Here is an 18,633-nt window from a genome sequence, read left to right on the forward strand (position 1 = left end):
ATGAACGCAAAGGACACGCGAGTGCGATCGAGCTCACGCCTTCAGGATGATCTCGATCACCGGCACGGTAACGTCCGGGCGCCGGACCGGCAGTTCGAGTGTGATCATGCCTTCCGGCACCATCACGCCGATATTGGAATCCACATCCTTGGTGTGGCTCAGCCAGCGCACTTCGCTGGCGTCGTGCAGGAATTGCGCATAGGCGATCCTGTCGGCGAGGCCTTCGATGTGGATGTGGCGATAAGGCCAATTATAGACATGCAGGTAGAGGCGGTTGCCGCGCTGGGTATAGCGGCAGCCGGCCGGCACCGGATAGTCGGATGGCCCGGCCCCATAAATGGAGCGTGCGTTGACCTCAATCCAGTTCTGGTAGATTTCGAGCGCGCCGATGGCGCGCGCATCGAGCGTGCCGCGGCCGGTCGGGCCGACATTCATCAGGAGGTTGCCGCCGAGCGCGACGGAATCGATGAGCAATTGGATGATCTGTTCCGGGCTTTTCCAGCTATCCTCGTCGCGGTGATAGCCCCAGGAGCCGCTGAAGGTGTGGCAGGCTTCCCAGAGCACCCCCTGGCTGGCGATAGCGGGCGCCACGCGCGGCGTATATTGCTCCGGCGTCGTCACGTCGGGCAGATTGCCGGGCGGCAGATCGAGCCGGTTGTTGACGATGATGCCGGGCTGCAATTCACGCACCAGTGCGAGCAGGCGCTCGCTCTCCCAATCGGCACGCCCCTTGCCGGGCAGGCCGCGATATTCGCGCTGGGGATAGCTGAAATCGAACCAGATGATGTCGATGCGGCCGAAACCGGTCAGAAGTTCGCGCACCTGTTCGCGCATATAGGCGGCATAGTTGGCCATATCGCGGCCAGCATTCAGCGCCTCGGCCTGCGGATGGTTGCGCAAGGGATGGTGGACATCGATCGGAAAGTCCGGATGGTGCCAGTCGAGCAGCGAATAATAGAAGCCGATCTTCAGTCCTTCGGCGCGAAAGGCTTCGACCAGCGGCGTCAGCAAATCTTTGCCGCAGGGCGTGTTCGTCGCCTTGTAACCCGTCACCTTGCTGTCCCAGAGGCAGAAACCCTCGTGATGCTTGGTCGTCACCACGACATATTTCATGCCGGCAAGACGTGCCCGGCGGGCCCATTCCTTGGGATCGTAGAGATCAGGATCGAAATTTTCGAAATAGCGCTGGTAGTGGTCGTCGGTCAGCTCTTCGCGGTTCTTCAACCATTCATGCCGGGCTCCCAAGGCATAGAGGCCCCAATGGATGAACATGCCAAGGCGGTCGTGGCTGAACCAGGCGTGCTTGCCCGCTCCTTCCGATGCCGGATTTTCCGACAGGCGTTCCGAATTCGTCACAGGTTTCTCCTCCCTGCTTTCCGGCTCAATATCATATCGAACCGGTTCGGTGAGTAACAATCTTACTTGATCCAGCACCTGTCAAGCCAAATTCGCGGTCGCAGTTTTAGAAATGCAAGCCCTGCGGAATAACCAGTTTGAGGCATGGATGTTGCGCCGATCAATAAAATCGGACATAACAATGCATTAGAACCGGTTCGACAGACATGACCACGATACGAGACGTAGCGCGCATTGCGGGGGTTTCCATCTCGACCGTCTCGCTCGCGCTCAACAGCCCGAAGCGGGTCGGCGCCGAGACGCTCGACCGCATCCAGCAGGCGATAAATTCGACGGGCTACCGCATCGACCCGGTGGCCCAGACGCTGGCGCGCGGACGCAGCTCGCTGATCGGTTTCGTTTCGGCCAATCTCGGCAACATGTTCTTCGGCGACATCCGCCGCGAGATCGAGCACCAGGCGCTCGATCACGGCTATTTCGTCCTGATCGCCGACTCCTCCGGCAGGGCCGACCTCGAGCGGGCACTGCTGGAGCGGCTGGAGGCGCAGAAGATCGCCGGCATTGCGCTGGCGGCAAACGGGCGCGGCGAGGAATACGCCACGTTCCTGCGCGACTTCAAGACGCCGATCGTGATGTTCGACCAGAAGGTGGAGGGTGCAGAGCGCGATTTCGTCGGCTCCGACAATCCGCTGACCACCACCATCCTGACGGAACATCTGCTGCAACTCGGCCACCGGCGTATCGGCTTCATCTCCGGGCCTTCCGGTCTGCACACCGCCGACGAGCGCCTGAAAGGCTTTCTGAACACGATGACCGGCGCCGGTGTGGAGATCGACCCTTCGCTGGTGGTCGAAGGCGGCTACACCAGGACCGGCGGCCATGCGCAGGCGATGCGGCTGCTGACGCGCCGCGACCGGCCGACCGCCATCATCGGCGCCAACAACATGACGGGCCTGGCCGCACTGCAGGTGATGCAGGAGATGGGTTTCCGCTGCCCTGACGACGTGTCGCTGGCGATGGTCGACGACGTGCCATGGAGCAACGTCATCACGCCGCGCATCACCATGGTGGTGCAGGATGCGCAGAAGCTCGGGGAATTGGCGGCACAACGTCTGCTGACAAGAATAGCAAGCCCGGAGGGCGCCGCCGCGCCGCCTGAGGATTTCATCCTGACGCCGAGATTCGTGCGCGGGGAATCGACCAGGCGGCTGTGAGCGCTTCTACCGATCTTCCCGCGTATGCCAAAGCCGCAATACATAGATTGTCGACTGCTGGATTTCGTAGCGGAGCTCGTAACGGCCGACGAGAATGCGGCGAACCTCTCGAGGATCAAACTCCTCGAGTCGCTCGCCGAGACGTGGCTGCTCAAGCAGCCGCGCAGGGGCTGCCGTCAGCGCCTGTACGGTTCGGGCCGCAGCCCGCCGGTCGACCGGAGAGAGAAAGTCGTATAAGCGGGTAACATCCGAAACCGCTTTGTTCGTCCATTTGACTTCCATCACCGGGGCAACGAAATCGGCTCGTCACTGTCAAGACTATCAGCCCAGGCCTGAACAGCCTGGTGATCGACAACGTTTCCACTATCCACGTCGGCCAACGCCTCAAGCGTCAAACGCCGACGCTCCTCTTCCTGGTCGATCCATGCAGTCAGTGCCTGCTTGACGATCCAGCCGCGCGAGCGTTCGAGCCGCGATGCAAGTTGATCGACCTTCTGCGCAAGCGGCAGTGGAACATGGGCAGTCAGAACTTTGGTCTCCATCGAAAACTCCTTGTCAATCACTTATAATCATAGCGATTAATTCTGATTATATCCAGTCACCTATATCTCAGAAAAGCTCGAAACATGTCGGCGGACTGACGGAATGCCGAGAGTTTGCGATAAAACACAGCGGCTGATCTCCGAGTAAAAACCGCCAAGGAACAAGCCCGACTGCCGCGGCCATTGAAAGAGTGCGAAATTTGTCATACATGTGTGATGAATCATGAGTTTCGCAGTGCCGCGCGTTTGGACGGCATTCGGATCAAGCCGATGCGGGGGCAGGCGTGGCTATGCAGATGAAGGATCGCAGCAAAGGCTCCGGGTCGCTGGTCTCACAGGTCGGCGAAAGCCTTCGGCAAGCCATATTGAGCGGCCAGTATTCTGCCGGCGACAAGCTTCCGAGCGAGCATGAACTGACCGAAACGCACAGCGTCAGCCGGACCGTCGTGCGCGAGGCGGTGGCCGCGCTTCGCTCCGACGGGCTTGTCGAGGTGCGCCAGGGGGCAGGCATCTTCGTCCTCGGCGCCGATCCGGCTGTCTCCGCTGGGAAAGCCGACAAGGCCCGCGTTGTTTCCGATCTGGAAGTGCTCGAGATCAGAACGCCTGTCGAAATCGAAGCTGCCGGTCTTGCGGCCTTGCGCCGCTCGCCCGCGCAGGAGGAGGCGATTTTCGAATGCCACCGGAAAATTCTCCAGTGCATCGAGAGCGACCAATCCATTCGCGAGGCCGATCTCGAACTCCATGCCGCCATCGCCGAAGCTACGAACAATCCGCTGTTCCGGCAGTTCCTGGAGTCCCAGGGCTCGGCGATCATCCCGCAGTCCAGGCTGGTCCCGGAAACAAGGACAGCCGAACAGACTGCTTACCGAAGGCTGATCCATAGGGAGCACGAGGCGATCGTCGTCGCCATTTCCGACAGGGACGATCAGGCCGCCCGAAATGCGATGCGCGAGCATCTGGTCGGCAGCCAGGCAAGGTACCGCAACCTGCTGAGGGATCTGCGAAGCTTTACCAGCTGATAGTCGGCCCAGGAACTGTCTGAAAGCGCCCGTAGCGATTGGCGCGAATTGTCCGCTATTTGTCCGGCGCGCGCATTTTCCCGTGCCATCAAATTGCCGAATATGGCTTCATGATCAACCGCCATGGAGCAAAAAATGTCCGGCCATGATACTGTCCTTCTCGTTATCGACGCCCAAGAGTCTTTCAGACAACGCGATTACTGGGATGAAAACCTGGCATCCGCCTACATCGATCGTCAGCAGGCGTTGATCGACGGCGCGGAAGCCGACGGAATACCCGTCATCCAGATCTTCCATGTCGATGAAAACGCGCCGTTTTCGGAGGCATCCGGGTTCGTCAGGACACTCGCACCGCTCAGGATCGCGCCGAAGGCTACATTCAGGAAAAACCGCCATAGCGCCCTGGTCGGTTCGGGTCTCGACGTGTGGCTGACCGAGAACGGCGTCCGTCGTCTCCTCGTCTCCGGCATCCGCACCGAACAGTGCTGCGAGACCACCACCCGCCACGCCTCCGATCTCGGCTATCAAGTCGACTATGTCGGCGAAGCGACCCTGACCTTCCCGATGACCGACGCCACAGGGCGCACCTGGAGTGCGAGAGAAATCCGGGACCGGACCGAACTGGTCCTGTCAGGCCGTTTCGCTCGGATCGCGACCGTCGAACAGGCCCTGGCGGGGCGTGAAAAGCCACTCGCCGCATGACAGACGCCGTGCAGCCCTTCGATATTCCGGTCTTCGTCGTCGTGCCGCCGCGCGTGCTGCTGCTCGACGTGGCCGGTCCGATCGAAGTGCTGCGCAAGGCAAACCTCGAACAGCCCACAGTGCGCTTCACCGTCACCTATATCGGCCCGTCGGCGACGGTCGGCAGCTCGATCGGCCTTGCCGTTACGGGCGTCGCAGCATTGCCGGAATGCTTGCCCGATAGCGCGCTTGTCGTCATTGCCGGCAGCACCGACGTTCCGATGGAAAGCAGCCATCGGCGGGACGAACAGGAACGCGCCGACCAGGCTGCCATTGTCGCATGGCTGCAGCGCGCCATTCGTCCAGGAATTCGACTGGTCTCGATCTGCTCGGGCGCATTGCTCGCTGCCGAGGCCGGAATGCTCGACGGCCGCGAGTGCACCACCCATCACGGCTGCATGGAAGATCTGATCCGGCTCGCGCCGACGGCGCGCGTCCGGGACAACCGGCTCTATGTCGAGGATGGAGACCGCCTCACCAGCGCCGGCATCACCGCCGGCATAGACCTCATGTTGCATATCGTCGCCGAAGCGGCGGGACATGCCTGTGCGCTTGCGGTGGCGCGATACCTTGTCGTCTATCTCAGGCGCGGCGGCTCGGATCCGCAACTTTCGCCCTGGCTCGAAGGTCGCAACCATATCCACCCGGTCATTCATCGTGCGCAGGATGCAGTGGTCGCCGACCCCTCTCGGGACTGGTCGGTGGCATTGCTCGCCCGCCTCAGCGGCGCCAGCCCGCGCAACCTTTCACGGCTGTTCAACGAGCAGACGGGCATGAGCGTTACGGATTTCGTCAACCGTATGCGCGTGGCTCTTGCCCGCGAGATGCTCGCCGGTTCGCGACTGGACATGGAGGCCGTCGCCATGCGCGCCGGCTTCGGCTCGGCGCGGCAGCTGCGCCGAGCCTGGAATCGTCTGAATGATGGCCCGCCGAGCACGGCACGGTCGCGGCTGCAGCTGAAAGCTAGTTGAAAGCTTCGACGTCATAGGAAGGGGCAGCATCGTGGAGGAGACACGGGTCAAGGGTGGCGAGACGACGATGCGAGCAAACCACAGGAGGAGATTTCCATGCGTTCTTCACGCAGCCTTTTTCACACCGTCGCCTTTTCGACGCTTCTCGCCGCAGCATCTTTCGCTACGAGTGCCGCAAACGCAGCCGACAAGATCACCATCATGGTCGGCGGTTATGAGAAGCAGATCTATCTGCCCGCCAAACTTGCCGAATCGCTCGGTTATTTCAAGGACGAGGGTCTCGACGTCGAGCTCTTGAACGAAGCCGCCGGCGTCGATGCTGAAAACCAGCTTCTGGCCGGCGCCGTCCAGGGCGTGGTCGGCTTCTACGACCACTGTGTGGACCTGCAGGCCAAAGGCAAATTCGTCGAATCCATCGTCCAGTTCAGCCAGGCGCCGGGCGAAGTCGAGATGGTCTCGAGCAAACATCCCGACATCAAGTCGCCGGCCGACTTCAAGGGCAAGAGCCTCGGCGTCACCGGTCTCGGCTCGTCCACCAACTTCCTGACCCTCTTCATGGCCTCGAAGGCCGGCCTGAAGCCCGGCGACGTCGTGACGGTTCCAGTCGGCGCCGGCGGCACCTTCATCGCCGCCATGCAACAGGACCAGATCCAGGCCGGCATGACCACCGAGCCGACGATTTCGCGCATGGTCAAAACAGGCGAAGCGAGTGTGCTCGTCGACATGCGCACGGTCGAGTCGACCCGTCAGGCGCTCGGCGGCACCTATCCGGCCGCCTCGCTCTACATGGAGGCCTCCTGGGTCGACGCGCACAAGGAAGAGGCACAGAAGCTCGCCAACGCCTTCGTCAAGACGCTGCGCTATATCAACACGCATTCCGCCGCCGAGATCGCCGACAAGATGCCGAAGGACTTCTACGTCGGCGACAAGGACGGCTACATCAAGGCTCTCGACGAGGGCAAGGGCATGTTCACGCCCGATGGCGTCATGCCGGAAGACGGTCCGAAAACCGTGCTTGCCGTGCTCTCGGAGTTCTCCAAGAACGTCAAGGGCAAGCAGATCGACTTGTCCAAGACCTACACGACGGAATTCGTCAAGAACGTCAAGTAGGGCGTCACGCCGCTTCCGGCACCAACCGGAAGCGGCCAACCGATCGATCCATGGGCATTGCGTGCACGCGCCCAAAGGCACGCTTCAGGTATCATCATGCAACATGACAACAACCAGATTCCGGCGATCGAGCTGATCAATGTCAGCCGCCGCTTCGTCTCGCCGACCGGCAAGTCCCTTACCGCCTTGCGCGATTTCAACATGACCGTCGCCCGCGGAGAGTTTGTCGCCGTCGTCGGCCCCACCGGCTGCGGTAAATCGACGACCCTCAACCTCGTGACGGGTCTTGCACGCCCGAGCGCCGGCGAAGTCCGGCTGATGGGCGGCCCGATCACCGGCATCGACCCGCGTGTCGGCTTCGCATTCCAGACCGACGCGCTCTTTCCCTGGAAAAACGTCATCGACAACGTCATGGCCGGCCCGCTGTTTCGCGGCAAGTCGCGCACTGAAGCGGAAAAGAGCGCACGCGACTGGCTGGCCCGCGTCGGCCTTTCGAAGTTTGTCCATCACTATCCCCACCAGCTTTCCGGCGGCATGCGCAAGCGCGTCTCGCTGGCACAGACCTTCATCAACGAGCCGGAAATTCTGCTGATGGACGAGCCTTTCTCGGCCCTCGACGTCCAGACCCGCACCGTCATGCATGAAGAGCTGTTGAAGCTGTGGGCGGAGCGAAAGGCCTCGGTGGTGTTCGTGACCCATGATCTCGAAGAGGCTGTCGCGCTCGCCGACAAGGTCTATGTCCTGACCGCCGGCCCCGCGACGGTCAAGTCGGTCTATACGATCGATCTGCCGCGCCCGCGCGTCGTGTCGGAAATCCGCTACGAGCAGAGCTTCATCGACTATTGCAAGACGATCTGGGAAGACCTCCGCGAGGAGGTGGAGACCAGCTACCGGCGCGCGAGCGAAGCGGCCTGAGGGAGGATATCATGGCACACACCACTCTTGAGGCCGGTTCGGCCACCCTGTTTCGGCCGGGCACGTCGGACTCGGAAATCGAGGCGTCGGCGCTGAAGGCGATGCGCCGGCGCAACACCGCGGTGCGCTTCTGGCAGATTGCCATCCTGGTCTTCGTGATCGGCATGTGGGAGCTTTCTTCCAACATGCAGTGGATCGACCCGTTCTTCTATTCGAGCCCGAGCGGCGTCGTTGAGCGCCTCTACGAATGGGCGACCGAAGGCACCACGGAAGGTTCGCTCTGGTATAATCTATGGGTGACGATGGAGGAGGCCTTGATCGGCTTCTTCGCGGGCTCGATCACCGGCGTCTTCGTCGGCATCGGCCTTGGCCGCAACCGCTTCCTGTCGGACATCTTCTCCGTCTACATCAAGGCGATCAACTCGATCCCGCGCGTCGTTCTCGCCCCGATCTTCATCATGATCATGGGTCTCGGCCTGCCGTCCAAGGTTGCTCTCGCCTTCATCATGGTGTTCTTCGTGGTTTTTGCCAACGCCTTCCAGGGCGTGCGCGAGGCCGACCGCAACATGATCGCCAATGCGCGCATCCTTGGCGCCTCGGACTGGCAGGTCACCCGCACGGTGGTCATCCCCTCGGCGATGAGCTGGATCTTCGCCAGTCTGCACGTCTCCTTTGGTTTCGCGATCATCGGCGCAATCGTCGGCGAATTCGTCGGTGCCCGGTTCGGCATCGGCCAGCTGATTTCGATCGCCAAGGGTACGTTCGATGCCGCCGGCATGTTCGCGGCAATCCTCCTCGTCATGGTCGTCACGCTTTTTGCCGAATATATCATGACGCTGATCGAGAACCGCCTGGCGAAGTGGCGCCCGCAGCAGCATCTCGATACGCAGTGATCCAATCCGACCTCCTCCCAAGGCAGATCGAACAGGAGGCCGGGTGCATGCCCGGCCTTCTGTCATTTGATGCACTTGAGGTTTAAGCAAGCGGAAGCCGCACCGTCACGACCAGCCCACCGCCTTCCGCGTCATCGAGCGAGACTGAACCTCCGGCGCCTTCAACAACCTCCCGCACGATCGCAAGCCCCAGACCGCTCCCCTCGGCTTCGGTCCCCATGATCCGGTAGAAGCGTTCGAAAACCTGCTCGCGCTCGCCGATCGGAATACCCGGTCCGTCGTCCTCGACGGTGACGACGGCGTTGCCGTTCGCCTGGCCGATCGCGACGGTCACCCGTCCATTGGCACAGGTATAGCGTATGGCGTTGTCTATGAGGTTGACCAGCATCTCGCGCAGCATCGTAGCGTCGCCTTCGACGATGACCGGTCGGTCCGCTTCCAGTCCGAGATCGATGTTGCGCTTGAGCGCCTCTTCGGCATGCGCTTCCAGGATCTCGCGGGCAGCCTTGCTGAGATCGGTCGTATCGCTGCGCGGACGGCGGCTTCCGGGCTCGGCCCGTGACAAGGTGAGGAGCTGGCTGGCAAGACGCGAAATCTGCTTCGTGCTGGTGCGAAGGGCGAAAAGCGCCTCGTCGCGGCGAGCCGTATCGGCTTCGCGGGCCGCCACGCTCGCCTGCGTCGAAATCAGCGCGAGCGGCGTTCTGAGTTGATGCGCGGCATTCGATACAAAGCGTCGCTGTGCGGCCATCTGGTTCTGGACACGCTCCATATGGTCATTCAGGGCATGAACGAGCGGTCGCAGTTCGCTCTGCACCATCTCGGGCGGCAGCGGATCGAGACGGTTGCGCCCGCGCTGGCGCACGGCGTCCCGCAGTCTCAGAGCCGGTGCCAAGCCCCGCTGAAGCCCGAGGATGGTCACCAGGCTTGCGACGAAGACGAGCACGAACTGCTTCGAAAAATCCGAAAGCCATAGCTGCCTTCGCATCGCATACTGGCTGTTATGCGTCACGGCGACGGTGACCGAGATCGTGCCATCATCGGGAAGGCCGACGACAGGATGGTCGAGCATCAGGACGCGCACATCGGCACCATGGAACGCACGATCCTCGCCCGCCCGCTGTACGGCTGGCAACGGCAGGTCGGGAAGACCGCTCACCAGACTGCCCCATACAGTGATGACCTGGTAAAATACCCGGTCGCCGAAGCCTGTATCGAACATCTCCAGCGCGGAAGGCGGCACGTCCACCTGAACATTGCCACCCTCATCGACGCGGACGGCTTCAGCTATGACGCGGGCAGAGGCCAGAAGCGTTCGATCCGTCACCAGCTTTGCTGTCGCATCCGCCGTCCAGAAGCTGTCGTAAAGATTGAAACCAATCGCGCCGAAGAGAGTGAGCAGCACCCAGCAGAGCAGCTGTACCCTCAGGCTCTGGCTGAGCCGCGCGATCGTGGCGCCCAGCTTTGTGACGAGGCTACTGGACATGTCGGAGGAGATAACCGAGCCCGCGCAACGTCGCTATCTGAACCGAACTGCTCTCGAGCTTCTTTCGCAGCCTGTGGATGTAGATTTCGATGGCGCTCGGATCCGCCTCGTCGTCGAAACCGAACACGCTTTCGGAAAGAGCGGCTTTCGAGATCGTGTTGCCGAGCTTCATGACGAGCTGTTCAAGAACGGCATATTCGCGCGGCGTCAGTTGCAGCGGTTCGCCTGCGACGAAAAACTGCCGCGTTCCACCGGAGAAGCGCAAATTGCCGACGGTGATCTCGGAGGATGCCCGATCCTGGCCGCGGCGGACCACCGCACGGATCCTCGCCTCGAGTTCGGCAATTTCGAAGGGCTTGGCGAGATAGTCGTCGGCACCGCTGTCGAGCCCCGCCACACGACCGTCCAGGCTCGCATTCGCGGTCAAGATGATGACCGGCAGTTTGTTCCCGGACTGCCGCAATCGTTTCAAGAGCGTCAAGCCATCAAGCTTGGGCAGCGCCAGGTCGAGGATCATCGCGGCATATTCCGCCACCTTGAGCATGTGCTCCGCATCCTCGCCATCGTGGGCAATATCGATAGCATATTGCGCCTGTCGCAGGGCTTTCCCCAGCCAGGCCGCCAGATCCTTGTTGTCCTCCACCACAAGCAGTCGCATCCGACCTCCTTAGCATGTGCAGAGTGCTTGGCGGAAGCGCATCCGTGGGGTCATAAGTTGAGAGGAAGAGCGGCCGGCTCTGGTTTATCTTCGGCCGCAACTGCGACGTCCCGATCGACGGCGCCCGGCACTTCCGTTCCCCAGATCTCGATCTGGGTCAGCGCCGGAAAGGGCGAGGCATCCTCGGCCTTGATCAGTCCATGCAATTCCACCCATTCGACGATACAGGGTTCTATGGAAAAGCTCTGAGCAACACCCGATTTCACCAAGGGAAAGCGGGAGGTCCTGCCGTTCGAGAAAGTGACGCTGGCCTCATTCCACCAAGAATCATGCGGGAAATCGGCCCGGAGATAGAAGACGATCTCGTCAATGCTGACCGGCCGGCCGAATTCCAGCTTCAGCGCCGCCTGCGGATCGCGATTGATGCCCCAGCTCGTATAGGGCCAGAAGCCGTGATCGTCGTTGGCCTTTTCGCCGTCGATCGCGTTGCGCGCGGCAAAGGCCGCTTCGCCCCGGGTCTCCACATTGGCGCGCGCATGCGGAAACAGCGCCCGGTTGGCATGATCGTCCCAGGGGTTCAGAGCGAGATTACGGCGTTGCACGATCTCGTCGGGGCGCGCGCTTCGCGCCGAAAGCCGGTGGAGATCACCCCGGAAGGCATTCGGCGAATAGGGCTTGCGCTTGTCGCCGAAGGGCACGGCGAGGGCATAGGCGCATTCCTTCATATAGACCAGGCCGGGTTGGATCGCGCCATCGAGGGCGAGGAAGACATGTCCAGGCTCGGAGACCTCCAAGACCACGCGATCGCCTTCGCGATAGCTCTGTCGATAGACCAGGAAGGTCTCCTCCCGCCCTGTGGAGCTTGCCAGCACCAGCCCATCGGCATCCACGATCTTCAACGTCAATTCCATGCTCGCCTTCCTCATACGATCCGCAATCTCAGAACCCTGCCGGCGAACGGCACGCGCAGCCGGTAGATTTTCCCGGGCCAGGCCGATCTCAGCCGGGCGTCCTCCACGTCGATTTCGTCGATTTCGATCTCGCCACCGCCATCGACGAAAATGCTGCCGAGATCGGCGAGATCGATCCTGTCCGGGACGACGGTCGGCGCCAGGCACGTCATCAGCGACAGCACCGCCGGCTTGCCGCCGTCATAGCTGTCGACGATCTCGACATGGCGGCCGCGCAGCAGGGAAACGATGCGCCGGTAGCTGTGCAGCTCTGCTTCGGCGGGATAGGCGCCTGCTATATCGAGCGATATGCGCGCGCGCTCCTCGTCAAACCCGACCTCGACGTCTCGCGCGCCGAATGTGTCGCCGGCCGACTGCATGACGCCTGCGAATGTCGGCAGATTGTGGAACGCCGATTGCATCGTCCAGATCTCGTAGCGCCGCGCCGAAAAGGTCTTTGCGGTATAGGTCTCGACACCGACATCGATCAGGAACGGGCGCCCATTCTTGTAGAGCGTCACGCTTCCGACATCGTTGTGATTGTGGCCCTCGCCATTGTTGCCGCCCTTGACGGCGAGCGAAAACTGCTCGTCGCGGGCGATGAACAGGCCAATGCCGGGATAAAACATATCGCGTCGGGACGCAGGATGCGGCGGGGCGGCATCGGGAAGCGTCGGGCCGATCAGCACTTCCTGCACGCGATACCAGAGGTTCCATTCTCCGGGCAGGTGCGAGCTTCCGGAGGCCGCCCTATCGGCCGCGGCGAACTCAGCCAGCACCTGCGAACCGACCGCCTGTCCGAACAGATATTCCCGCACACTGCAGGGTTCGACCACCGCGGAGGAATCGGCGAAGTTGAAATAATAGCGGCCGGCCACATGCATATGGGCGATATATTCAGCCATGCTGCGGATTTTCGGCTGTTGCCAGAGCTTGCCGAACAGGCCCGGCGCCACGCCATCCAGAATGGTCAGCGCGCCATGCAGGCAGAGTGCTGCGTGGCGATAGTAGAGCACGCCTTCCTCGCAGGCCCCGTCCTCGGCATAGTCCTTCAGGAAAGCATCGAGGCTGCCGAGCGCCTTTTCGACAACAGCACGGCGCGCCGGCTGGTCGGTTTTCAGCGAGAAGACCGTCAACAGGACATTCTGGCTTATCCAGGCCGTCCAGTTGTTCATTCGCTCCTCGCTGCGGCCCATCCACCAGAAATGCCGGCCGAGATAGGGCGAGAGGATGCGGATCTGGATCTCGCGTTCCACCCGGGCGGTAATTTCAGGGCTGATGCCGTCGAGCGCGTCGCCCAGCAAGGCGACGACGGTGGCAAGCAGCGCCGCCGTTTCGGCGGCGAAGAGATCGACGACAGGCTGTGAATTGTCGGGAAGCGGCAGCCGCGCGCCGCTTCGTTCATAGGCGTTGTGCGCCGGGAGCTGCCAGCCGCTCTCCTCGGCAATCAGGAAGATGCCGTCGACAATCCCAGGCAGGAACCGCGCCCCGCCTTCGACGAGTTCGCCGAGCACCAGATTGTTGAGCATCCGGCGCCGCGTGAAATAAAGCTCCTCGAAGCGCGAGCGGTTGCCCGTTGCGGTGAACTCCCGGTAATCCGAGGCGGTGATGAGCGGAAAGGCGCGCGCAAGCGTCTCTTCGGCGTCGCGAATGATCCGTTCCCGGACCGTCTGCGGCACGGAGTTCCATATGGCGCGATCTGAGCAAATCGACCCAGGCGTGAAATCGCCCAGCACATCCGGCAGCTCCCCTGAAATCTCGCTGAACATGTCCCTCCCCGCACCGGAAAGCATTGATGAGCGTTTGGCCTGCATGCTCACCTATCATATGTATTTTGCGCTTTCTATTAAATTCGTATGACCTATTCAGAACTTGTTTGACCAGTATCGGAACTGTGCTATGTGGTTGCGAGAGGAAGAGGAGGCATCGGTGTCCATATCGAATTCGGCCATCGCTGGAGATGGCGCTCTGGCAACTTCCGGCAGGAAAGCCACCGTCTTGTCCAAGCGCCAGCGCAGGATACGCAGCGCGCTCGTCGCCTATTCCTTCATCGCGCCGAACTTCCTCGGCTTTGCCGTCTTCACGCTCGGCCCGATCCTGTTTGCCTTCGTGCTCGCCTTCATGCATTGGGACGGCTCGAATGCGATTACCTTCGCCGGCCTCGACAATTTCTGGCGACTTTTCGAGGACAAGGCCTTCATCGCGGCCTTCTGGAACACAGTCATCTATACGGTCGCCTCCGTGCCGGCGACGCTGCTCTGCGCGCTCGGCCTCGCCGTCCTCCTCAACCAGAAGATTGTCGGACGCGATTTCTTCCGCACGGCGATGTTCTTTCCCTATGTCGCCTCGCTGGTGGCCGTCGCGGTCGTCTGGAACATGATCTTCAATCCCGAAATGGGACCGGTGAACATGATCCTCTACACGCTGGGCCTCGATCCCAAGAACATGCCGGGATGGGCTGCCGATCGCCACTGGGCAATGGTGACGGTGATCCTCTTCGGCATCTGGAAGAACATGGGCTATTACATGGTCATCTATCTGGCCGGTCTGCAGGGCATCAATTCGGAGCTCTATGAGGCCGCCGATCTCGATGGCGCCAATTCCTGGCAGAAGTTCATCCATGTCACCGTGCCGCAGCTCGGACCGACGACCTTCTTCGTCACCGTCATGCTGACGATCCAGTCGTTCAAGGTCTTCGACCAGATCTACATGATCACCCAGGGCGGTCCCGGCACCTCGACCCTCGTCCTCGTCTACCACATCTACAACGAAGCCTTCATTTCCTGGGATCTCGGCTATTCCAGCATGGTTGCGCTCGTTCTGTTCTTCCTCGTGCTCGCCGTCACCGTCTTCCAGTTCCGGCGCCAGAGGGAGGACGAGGCATGAGGATCGCAGGACGCAGAGTCACCGCCAAAACGGTCCTCCTCTATGCCATCGTGATCACGGTCACGGTGGTCATGCTGATGCCCTTCGCCTGGATGCTCTCGGCATCCTTGAAGCTCAGCCGCGACGTCTTCGCCTTCCCCATCGAGTGGATACCGGCGGAGCCGCAATGGCAGAATTACGTGGATATCTGGACGAAGATCCCGCTCGCCCTCTTCATCTACAACACCTCGAAACTGACGATCATCGTCACGCTGCTGCAGCTGTTGACCTCCAGCTTTGCCGCCTACGCCTTCGCCAAGCTGAATTTCCCCTACAAGAACACGCTGTTCCTCGGCTATATCGCCACCATCGCCATGCCCTGGCAGGTCTATATGGTGCCGCAATTCCTGCTGATGCGCGAATTCGGCCTCAACAACACTCATCTGGCGCTGATCTGCCTGCAGGCCTTTACCGCCTTCGGCGTCTTCCTGATGCGGCAGTTCTACATGTCGATCCCGACCGAGCTTTGCGAAGCGGCCCGCATCGATGGCATGAACGAGTACCAGATCTGGGCGCGCATCATGCTGCCGCTCTCCAAGCCGGCGCTCTCGACGCTGACGATCTTCACCTTCGTCACCACCTGGAACGATTTTCTCGGGCCGATGATCTATCTGACCAAGACCGAGCTGAAGACCGTTCAGATCGGCCTGCGCATGTTCATCTCGCAATATTCGGCCGAATACGGGCTGATCATGGCGGCCTCCGTCGTCGCCCTCATTCCGGTCCTCATCGTCTTCCTCTCTCTCCAGCGTTTCTTCGTCGAGGGCATCGCCTCGACCGGACTGAAGGGTTAAATCCATGAACGCCGTTCCGTCCGTCGCCCCGCAACCGATCACCGACGAGGAAGTGAAAGCCGCGCTCGATCTTGCCGTCGCGCAGATCCGCCGCAACCTTCCTACTTTCACCTATGCTTCGCAGAACCATTCGAGTGTCGGGAATTTCTATCCGGCTGTAGCGAACACTCAATGGACCGCGGGCTTCTGGCCCGGCGAACTCTGGCTCGCCTTCGAGCATAGTGGCGATCCGGTCTTCCGACATGCGGCGCAGATCCAGGTCCAATCGTTCCTGCATCGGATCGTGAACCGCATCGAGACCGATCATCACGATATGGGCTTCCTCTATTCGCCGTCCTGCATCGCCGCCTGGAAGCTCGTCGGAGACGAGGATGGCCGCAGGGCCGCCTTGCTCGCCGCCGACCAGCTGATCGAGCGTTTCCAGCCCGTCGGCCAGTTCATCCAGGCATGGGGCCGCAAGGGGGTGGCGGAAGAATACCGCTATATCATCGACTGCCTGCTGAACCTGCCGCTTCTCTATTGGGCAAGCCGCGAGACCGGCGATCCGAAATACCGCGAGATCGCTCTCACCCACGCCCGCACCACGCTCGCCAATTCGGTTCGGCCGGATGATTCCACCTACCACACCTTCTACATGGACCCGGTCACCGGAGCGCCGGTGCGCGGCGCGACCAAGCAGGGCTACCGGGACGACAGCGCCTGGGCGCGCGGACAGGCCTGGGCAATCTCGGGGATGGCGCTCTCCTATCGCTATGAGCGGATCGAGGAATATCGCCAAACCTTCGACCGGCTGCTTGCCTTCTATCTCAACCGGCTGCCGGCCGACATGGTGCCCTATTGGGATCTCGTCTTTTCCGACGGCGACGGCGAGCCGCGCGACAGCTCGTCGGCCTCGATCGCCGCCTGCGGTCTTCTGGAGATGGCCGATCTCGTCGAACCGGAGCCGGCCGAGCGTTATCACATACTGGCGCGGCGCATGATGAAGAGCCTTGCCGATCACTATGCGGTCAAGGATCCCACCGTCTCGAACGGCCTGGTGCTGCACGCCACCTATTCGAAGAAATCGCCCTTCAACACCTGCCGCGGCGAGGGCGTCGATGAATGCGTCTCCTGGGGAGACTATTATTACATGGAAGCTTTGACGCGCCTTTCGCGCAGCTGGTCTTCCTATTGGTGAATTCAGGAGAACCCGATGGCCAGCATTTCGCTTAAAGAGCTGAACAAGAGCTACGGTGCGCTTACCGTCGTCCACGACATCGACCTCGAGATCGCAGACAAGGAATTCATCATCCTGGTCGGCCCCTCCGGCTGCGGCAAATCGACGACGCTGCGGATGATCGCCGGCCTCGAAGAAATATCGGGAGGAGAGCTCAAGATCGGCGGCGACGTCATGAACGACGTTCCTTCCAAGGATCGGGATATCGCCATGGTCTTCCAGAATTATGCGCTCTACCCGCATATGACCGTCTACAAGAACATGGCATTCGGCCTCCAGCTCAGGAAGGTGTCGCGCGATTACATCGATGCCCAGGTGCAGGATGCCGCCAGGATCCTCGACATCAGTCATCTCCTGAACCGCAAGCCGAAGGCGCTTTCGGGCGGCCAGCGCCAGCGCGTCGCCCTCGGCCGCGCCATGGTGCGCAATCCCGCCGTCTTCCTTCTTGACGAGCCGCTTTCCAATCTCGATGCCAAGCTGCGCGGCACGATGCGCTCCGAAATCACCAAGCTGCACAAGCGCCTCAATGCCACCTTCATCTATGTCACCCACGATCAGGTGGAGGCCATGACCATGGCGGACCGGATCGTCGTCATGAAGGACGGGCATATCCAGCAGGTCGACACACCGCAGAACCTCTATGACCGCCCCGTCAACATGTTCGTCGCCGGCTTCATCGGCGCGCCGCAGATGAACATGCTGCCCTCGACCATCCTGCGCCGTGGCGAAGGCTACGTTGCCGTCTTCGACGGCCGGGAACTGCCGCTGCCTGCCCATTTCGACCAGAACAGGATCGCTCCTTACGAAGGCCGCGAACTGGTGCTCGGCATCCGCCCCGAGAATTTCCACGAACTGCCGCCGGCCGACATCGCACCGGAGAACCTGGCGCCCCTCAAGGCGGTCGTCGAGCTTGCCGAACCCATGGGCTCTGAAGTGCACCTGAACATGGTGGCGGGCGGACGCAATCTCATCGCCCGCGTCTCGCCGCGCTACCGGCCTGATATCGGCGAGGAGGCGACGCTGGTCGCCGATATGACCAACGCGCAGCTGTTCGACAAGGAAACGGAACGTTCGATTCTATACTGAGGCGCCTGCGGGAGACGGCTATGCAGTGGTTGCGGGAGATGTGGACGAGGGAGGGACCGGGCATTCCGAAGGATGCTCCGAAGAAGACCGGCCTTGCGCTGTTCGCCGAGATCCTCGTCCGCGAATGGTGGGAGATGGTCAAGCTCAACATCCTGTTCATCCTGGCCTCGCTCCTCGTGGTGACGCTACCGGCAGCCCTGGTCGCCATGGCCCGGGTCTCGGTGACCTTTGTGGAAGATCGCAACACCTACCTGCTGCGGGACTTCACCGAAGCTTTTCTGCGCTATTTCTGGCGCGCCACCGCTTGGGGGCTGGTGCTCGCGGGCGGGCTTGCAATCGGCATCCATGCGATCGTTGCCTATACCGCCGGCGCGCGCGACAACCTGCTGCTGAGCGTGCCGCTGGCGATTGCCCTCGTCGCCACCGCCTTCGTCACCGTTCTCGCCTGCCATCTCATCATTCTGATGGTGATGCGCGATCTGCCGGCTTCCAGGCTGCTGCGCCTCGCCGCGCTCGCCTCCATCATCCGTCCGCTCCCGGCGCTTGCAGCGCTCGCCTTCGTTGCAAGCCTCTGGCTGGCGCATATCCTCTTCTATCCGGTTTCCGTGTTCATGCCGGCAACCTTCAATTTTTCACTCGGAATGTTCGCCGTCGTATTCGGCGCCCATCGGGCGGCGGTGATGGTTCTCGAGCTGCCGCCGTACCGCAAACCGCATGCACGAAACGCTTCATAAATAACTGATCCAGAGATGATCCAGGG

Annotated in this window: 19 protein-coding genes; 12 read left to right on the top strand and 7 right to left on the bottom strand. The window is 61.4% G+C overall.

All coding sequences use genetic code 11. The features are described 5' to 3' along the window. Nucleotides 1–33 precede the first annotated feature (33 nt). On the bottom strand, nt 34–1,356 hold the full coding sequence (locus FHT75_RS30175; protein ID WP_063473550.1) for an alpha-L-fucosidase: 1,323 nt from the start codon (nt 1,354–1,356) through the stop codon (nt 34–36). 206 nt (nt 1,357–1,562) lie between these two features. Between FHT75_RS30175 and FHT75_RS30180 the strand changes: the two genes are divergently transcribed. Next, the gene (locus FHT75_RS30180; protein ID WP_029733074.1) at nt 1,563–2,570 is read left to right on the top strand and encodes a LacI family DNA-binding transcriptional regulator; all 1,008 of its coding nucleotides are present in this window, start codon (nt 1,563–1,565) and stop codon (nt 2,568–2,570) included. A gap of 6 nt (nt 2,571–2,576) precedes the next feature. Here the strand turns inward: FHT75_RS30180 and FHT75_RS30185 are convergent, their stop codons facing one another. Then, nucleotides 2,577–2,852 carry a type II toxin-antitoxin system RelE/ParE family toxin gene (locus FHT75_RS30185; protein ID WP_082849646.1) on the bottom strand — a complete coding sequence of 92 codons (276 nt, stop codon included), beginning with the start codon at nt 2,850–2,852 and terminating at the stop codon, nt 2,577–2,579. Next, nucleotides 2,852–3,112 (bottom strand): CopG family ribbon-helix-helix protein, encoded by a 261-nt coding sequence (locus tag FHT75_RS30190; protein WP_047618843.1) that lies wholly within the window; start codon nt 3,110–3,112, stop codon nt 2,852–2,854. The genes FHT75_RS30185 and FHT75_RS30190 overlap by 1 nt, the downstream gene beginning before the upstream one ends. A gap of 290 nt (nt 3,113–3,402) precedes the next feature. Between FHT75_RS30190 and FHT75_RS30195 the strand changes: the two genes are divergently transcribed. From FHT75_RS30195 to FHT75_RS30220, 6 genes are all read left to right on the top strand, one after another. Next, on the top strand, nt 3,403–4,131 hold the full coding sequence (locus FHT75_RS30195; protein ID WP_049808181.1) for a FadR/GntR family transcriptional regulator: 729 nt from the start codon (nt 3,403–3,405) through the stop codon (nt 4,129–4,131). 123 nt (nt 4,132–4,254) lie between these two features. Then, the gene (locus FHT75_RS30200; protein ID WP_029733070.1) at nt 4,255–4,833 is read left to right on the top strand and encodes an isochorismatase family protein; all 579 of its coding nucleotides are present in this window, start codon (nt 4,255–4,257) and stop codon (nt 4,831–4,833) included. After that, a complete protein-coding gene (locus FHT75_RS30205; RefSeq protein WP_029733069.1) occupies nt 4,830–5,843 on the top strand; it encodes a GlxA family transcriptional regulator in 1,014 nt (337 codons plus the stop codon). Before FHT75_RS30200 ends, FHT75_RS30205 begins: the two co-directional genes overlap by 4 nt. 96 nt (nt 5,844–5,939) lie before the next feature. Further along, complete coding sequence (locus FHT75_RS30210; RefSeq protein WP_029733068.1) at nt 5,940–6,953, top strand: ABC transporter substrate-binding protein; 1,014 nt, start codon at nt 5,940–5,942, stop codon at nt 6,951–6,953. A gap of 96 nt (nt 6,954–7,049) precedes the next feature. Further along, nucleotides 7,050–7,868 carry an ABC transporter ATP-binding protein gene (locus tag FHT75_RS30215; protein ID WP_029733067.1) on the top strand — a complete coding sequence of 273 codons (819 nt, stop codon included), beginning with the start codon at nt 7,050–7,052 and terminating at the stop codon, nt 7,866–7,868. Nucleotides 7,869–7,879: 11 nt separating this feature from the next. Next, complete coding sequence (locus FHT75_RS30220; RefSeq protein ID WP_029733066.1) at nt 7,880–8,761, top strand: ABC transporter permease; 882 nt, start codon at nt 7,880–7,882, stop codon at nt 8,759–8,761. A gap of 82 nt (nt 8,762–8,843) precedes the next feature. On the opposite strand, the gene FHT75_RS30225 is transcribed toward FHT75_RS30220, so the two are convergent. The 4 genes from FHT75_RS30225 to FHT75_RS30240 are packed head-to-tail and all read right to left on the bottom strand — an operon-like array spanning nt 8,844 to nt 13,621. Continuing rightward, on the bottom strand, nt 8,844–10,244 hold the full coding sequence (locus tag FHT75_RS30225; RefSeq protein ID WP_063473548.1) for a sensor histidine kinase: 1,401 nt from the start codon (nt 10,242–10,244) through the stop codon (nt 8,844–8,846). Beyond that, the gene (locus FHT75_RS30230) at nt 10,234–10,902 is read right to left on the bottom strand and encodes a response regulator (RefSeq protein ID WP_047618835.1); all 669 of its coding nucleotides are present in this window, start codon (nt 10,900–10,902) and stop codon (nt 10,234–10,236) included. Before FHT75_RS30230 ends, FHT75_RS30225 begins: the two co-directional genes overlap by 11 nt. Before the next feature lie 50 nt (nt 10,903–10,952). After that, entirely contained in the window at nt 10,953–11,813 is an 861-nt protein-coding gene (locus tag FHT75_RS30235; RefSeq protein WP_063473547.1) for a hypothetical protein, read from the bottom strand. A gap of 11 nt (nt 11,814–11,824) precedes the next feature. Further along, nucleotides 11,825–13,621, bottom strand: a complete 1,797-nt coding sequence (locus FHT75_RS30240; RefSeq protein ID WP_063473546.1) for a heparinase II/III family protein — start codon at nt 13,619–13,621, stop codon at nt 11,825–11,827. Between the two features lie 130 nt (nt 13,622–13,751). Here FHT75_RS30240 and FHT75_RS30245 point away from each other — a divergent pair, with 130 nt between their 5' ends. Genes FHT75_RS30245 through FHT75_RS30265 form a run of 5 tightly spaced genes read left to right on the top strand, consistent with a single transcriptional unit; the run spans nt 13,752 to nt 18,607 of the window. Then, a complete protein-coding gene (locus FHT75_RS30245) occupies nt 13,752–14,738 on the top strand; it encodes a carbohydrate ABC transporter permease (protein WP_025554591.1) in 987 nt (328 codons plus the stop codon). Then, complete coding sequence (locus FHT75_RS30250) at nt 14,735–15,571, top strand: carbohydrate ABC transporter permease (protein ID WP_025554593.1); 837 nt, start codon at nt 14,735–14,737, stop codon at nt 15,569–15,571. The genes FHT75_RS30245 and FHT75_RS30250 overlap by 4 nt, the downstream gene beginning before the upstream one ends. A gap of 4 nt (nt 15,572–15,575) precedes the next feature. Beyond that, nucleotides 15,576–16,748: a glycoside hydrolase family 88 protein gene (locus tag FHT75_RS30255; RefSeq protein WP_063473545.1), complete on the top strand. Its 1,173-nt coding sequence runs from the start codon at nt 15,576–15,578 to the stop codon at nt 16,746–16,748. Nucleotides 16,749–16,763: 15 nt separating this feature from the next. Continuing rightward, nucleotides 16,764–17,873, top strand: a complete 1,110-nt coding sequence (locus FHT75_RS30260) for an ABC transporter ATP-binding protein (protein WP_025554597.1) — start codon at nt 16,764–16,766, stop codon at nt 17,871–17,873. A gap of 20 nt (nt 17,874–17,893) precedes the next feature. Next, the gene (locus FHT75_RS30265; RefSeq protein ID WP_025554599.1) at nt 17,894–18,607 is read left to right on the top strand and encodes a YesL family protein; all 714 of its coding nucleotides are present in this window, start codon (nt 17,894–17,896) and stop codon (nt 18,605–18,607) included. The last annotated feature ends 26 nt before the right edge of the window (nt 18,608–18,633 follow it).

The organism is Rhizobium sp. BK112, assembly GCF_014193215.1.
Classification (GTDB): Bacteria; Pseudomonadota; Alphaproteobacteria; order Rhizobiales; family Rhizobiaceae; genus Rhizobium; species Rhizobium anhuiense.

Bases quoted from the DNA above. Each gene is read 5' to 3' on its own strand.
- FHT75_RS30180 (WP_029733074.1), top strand. From the start codon at position 1,563: ATGACCACGATACGAGACGTAGCGCGCATTGCGGGGGTTTCCATCTCG.
- FHT75_RS30200 (WP_029733070.1), top strand. From the start codon at position 4,255: ATGGAGCAAAAAATGTCCGGCCATGATACTGTCCTTCTCGTTATCGAC.
- FHT75_RS30225 (WP_063473548.1), bottom strand. From the start codon at position 10,244: ATGTCCAGTAGCCTCGTCACAAAGCTGGGCGCCACGATCGCGCGGCTC.
- FHT75_RS30250 (WP_025554593.1), top strand. From the start codon at position 14,735: ATGAGGATCGCAGGACGCAGAGTCACCGCCAAAACGGTCCTCCTCTAT.
- FHT75_RS30230 (WP_047618835.1), bottom strand. From the start codon at position 10,902: ATGCGACTGCTTGTGGTGGAGGACAACAAGGATCTGGCGGCCTGGCTG.
- FHT75_RS30240 (WP_063473546.1), bottom strand. From the start codon at position 13,621: ATGTTCAGCGAGATTTCAGGGGAGCTGCCGGATGTGCTGGGCGATTTC.
- FHT75_RS30190 (WP_047618843.1), bottom strand. From the start codon at position 3,112: ATGGAGACCAAAGTTCTGACTGCCCATGTTCCACTGCCGCTTGCGCAG.
- FHT75_RS30215 (WP_029733067.1), top strand. From the start codon at position 7,050: ATGCAACATGACAACAACCAGATTCCGGCGATCGAGCTGATCAATGTC.
- FHT75_RS30185 (WP_082849646.1), bottom strand. From the start codon at position 2,852: ATGGAAGTCAAATGGACGAACAAAGCGGTTTCGGATGTTACCCGCTTA.
- FHT75_RS30245 (WP_025554591.1), top strand. From the start codon at position 13,752: ATGTGGTTGCGAGAGGAAGAGGAGGCATCGGTGTCCATATCGAATTCG.
- FHT75_RS30260 (WP_025554597.1), top strand. From the start codon at position 16,764: ATGGCCAGCATTTCGCTTAAAGAGCTGAACAAGAGCTACGGTGCGCTT.
- FHT75_RS30210 (WP_029733068.1), top strand. From the start codon at position 5,940: ATGCGTTCTTCACGCAGCCTTTTTCACACCGTCGCCTTTTCGACGCTT.
- FHT75_RS30195 (WP_049808181.1), top strand. From the start codon at position 3,403: ATGCAGATGAAGGATCGCAGCAAAGGCTCCGGGTCGCTGGTCTCACAG.
- FHT75_RS30235 (WP_063473547.1), bottom strand. From the start codon at position 11,813: ATGGAATTGACGTTGAAGATCGTGGATGCCGATGGGCTGGTGCTGGCA.
- FHT75_RS30255 (WP_063473545.1), top strand. From the start codon at position 15,576: ATGAACGCCGTTCCGTCCGTCGCCCCGCAACCGATCACCGACGAGGAA.
- FHT75_RS30220 (WP_029733066.1), top strand. From the start codon at position 7,880: ATGGCACACACCACTCTTGAGGCCGGTTCGGCCACCCTGTTTCGGCCG.
- FHT75_RS30265 (WP_025554599.1), top strand. From the start codon at position 17,894: ATGCAGTGGTTGCGGGAGATGTGGACGAGGGAGGGACCGGGCATTCCG.
- FHT75_RS30205 (WP_029733069.1), top strand. From the start codon at position 4,830: ATGACAGACGCCGTGCAGCCCTTCGATATTCCGGTCTTCGTCGTCGTG.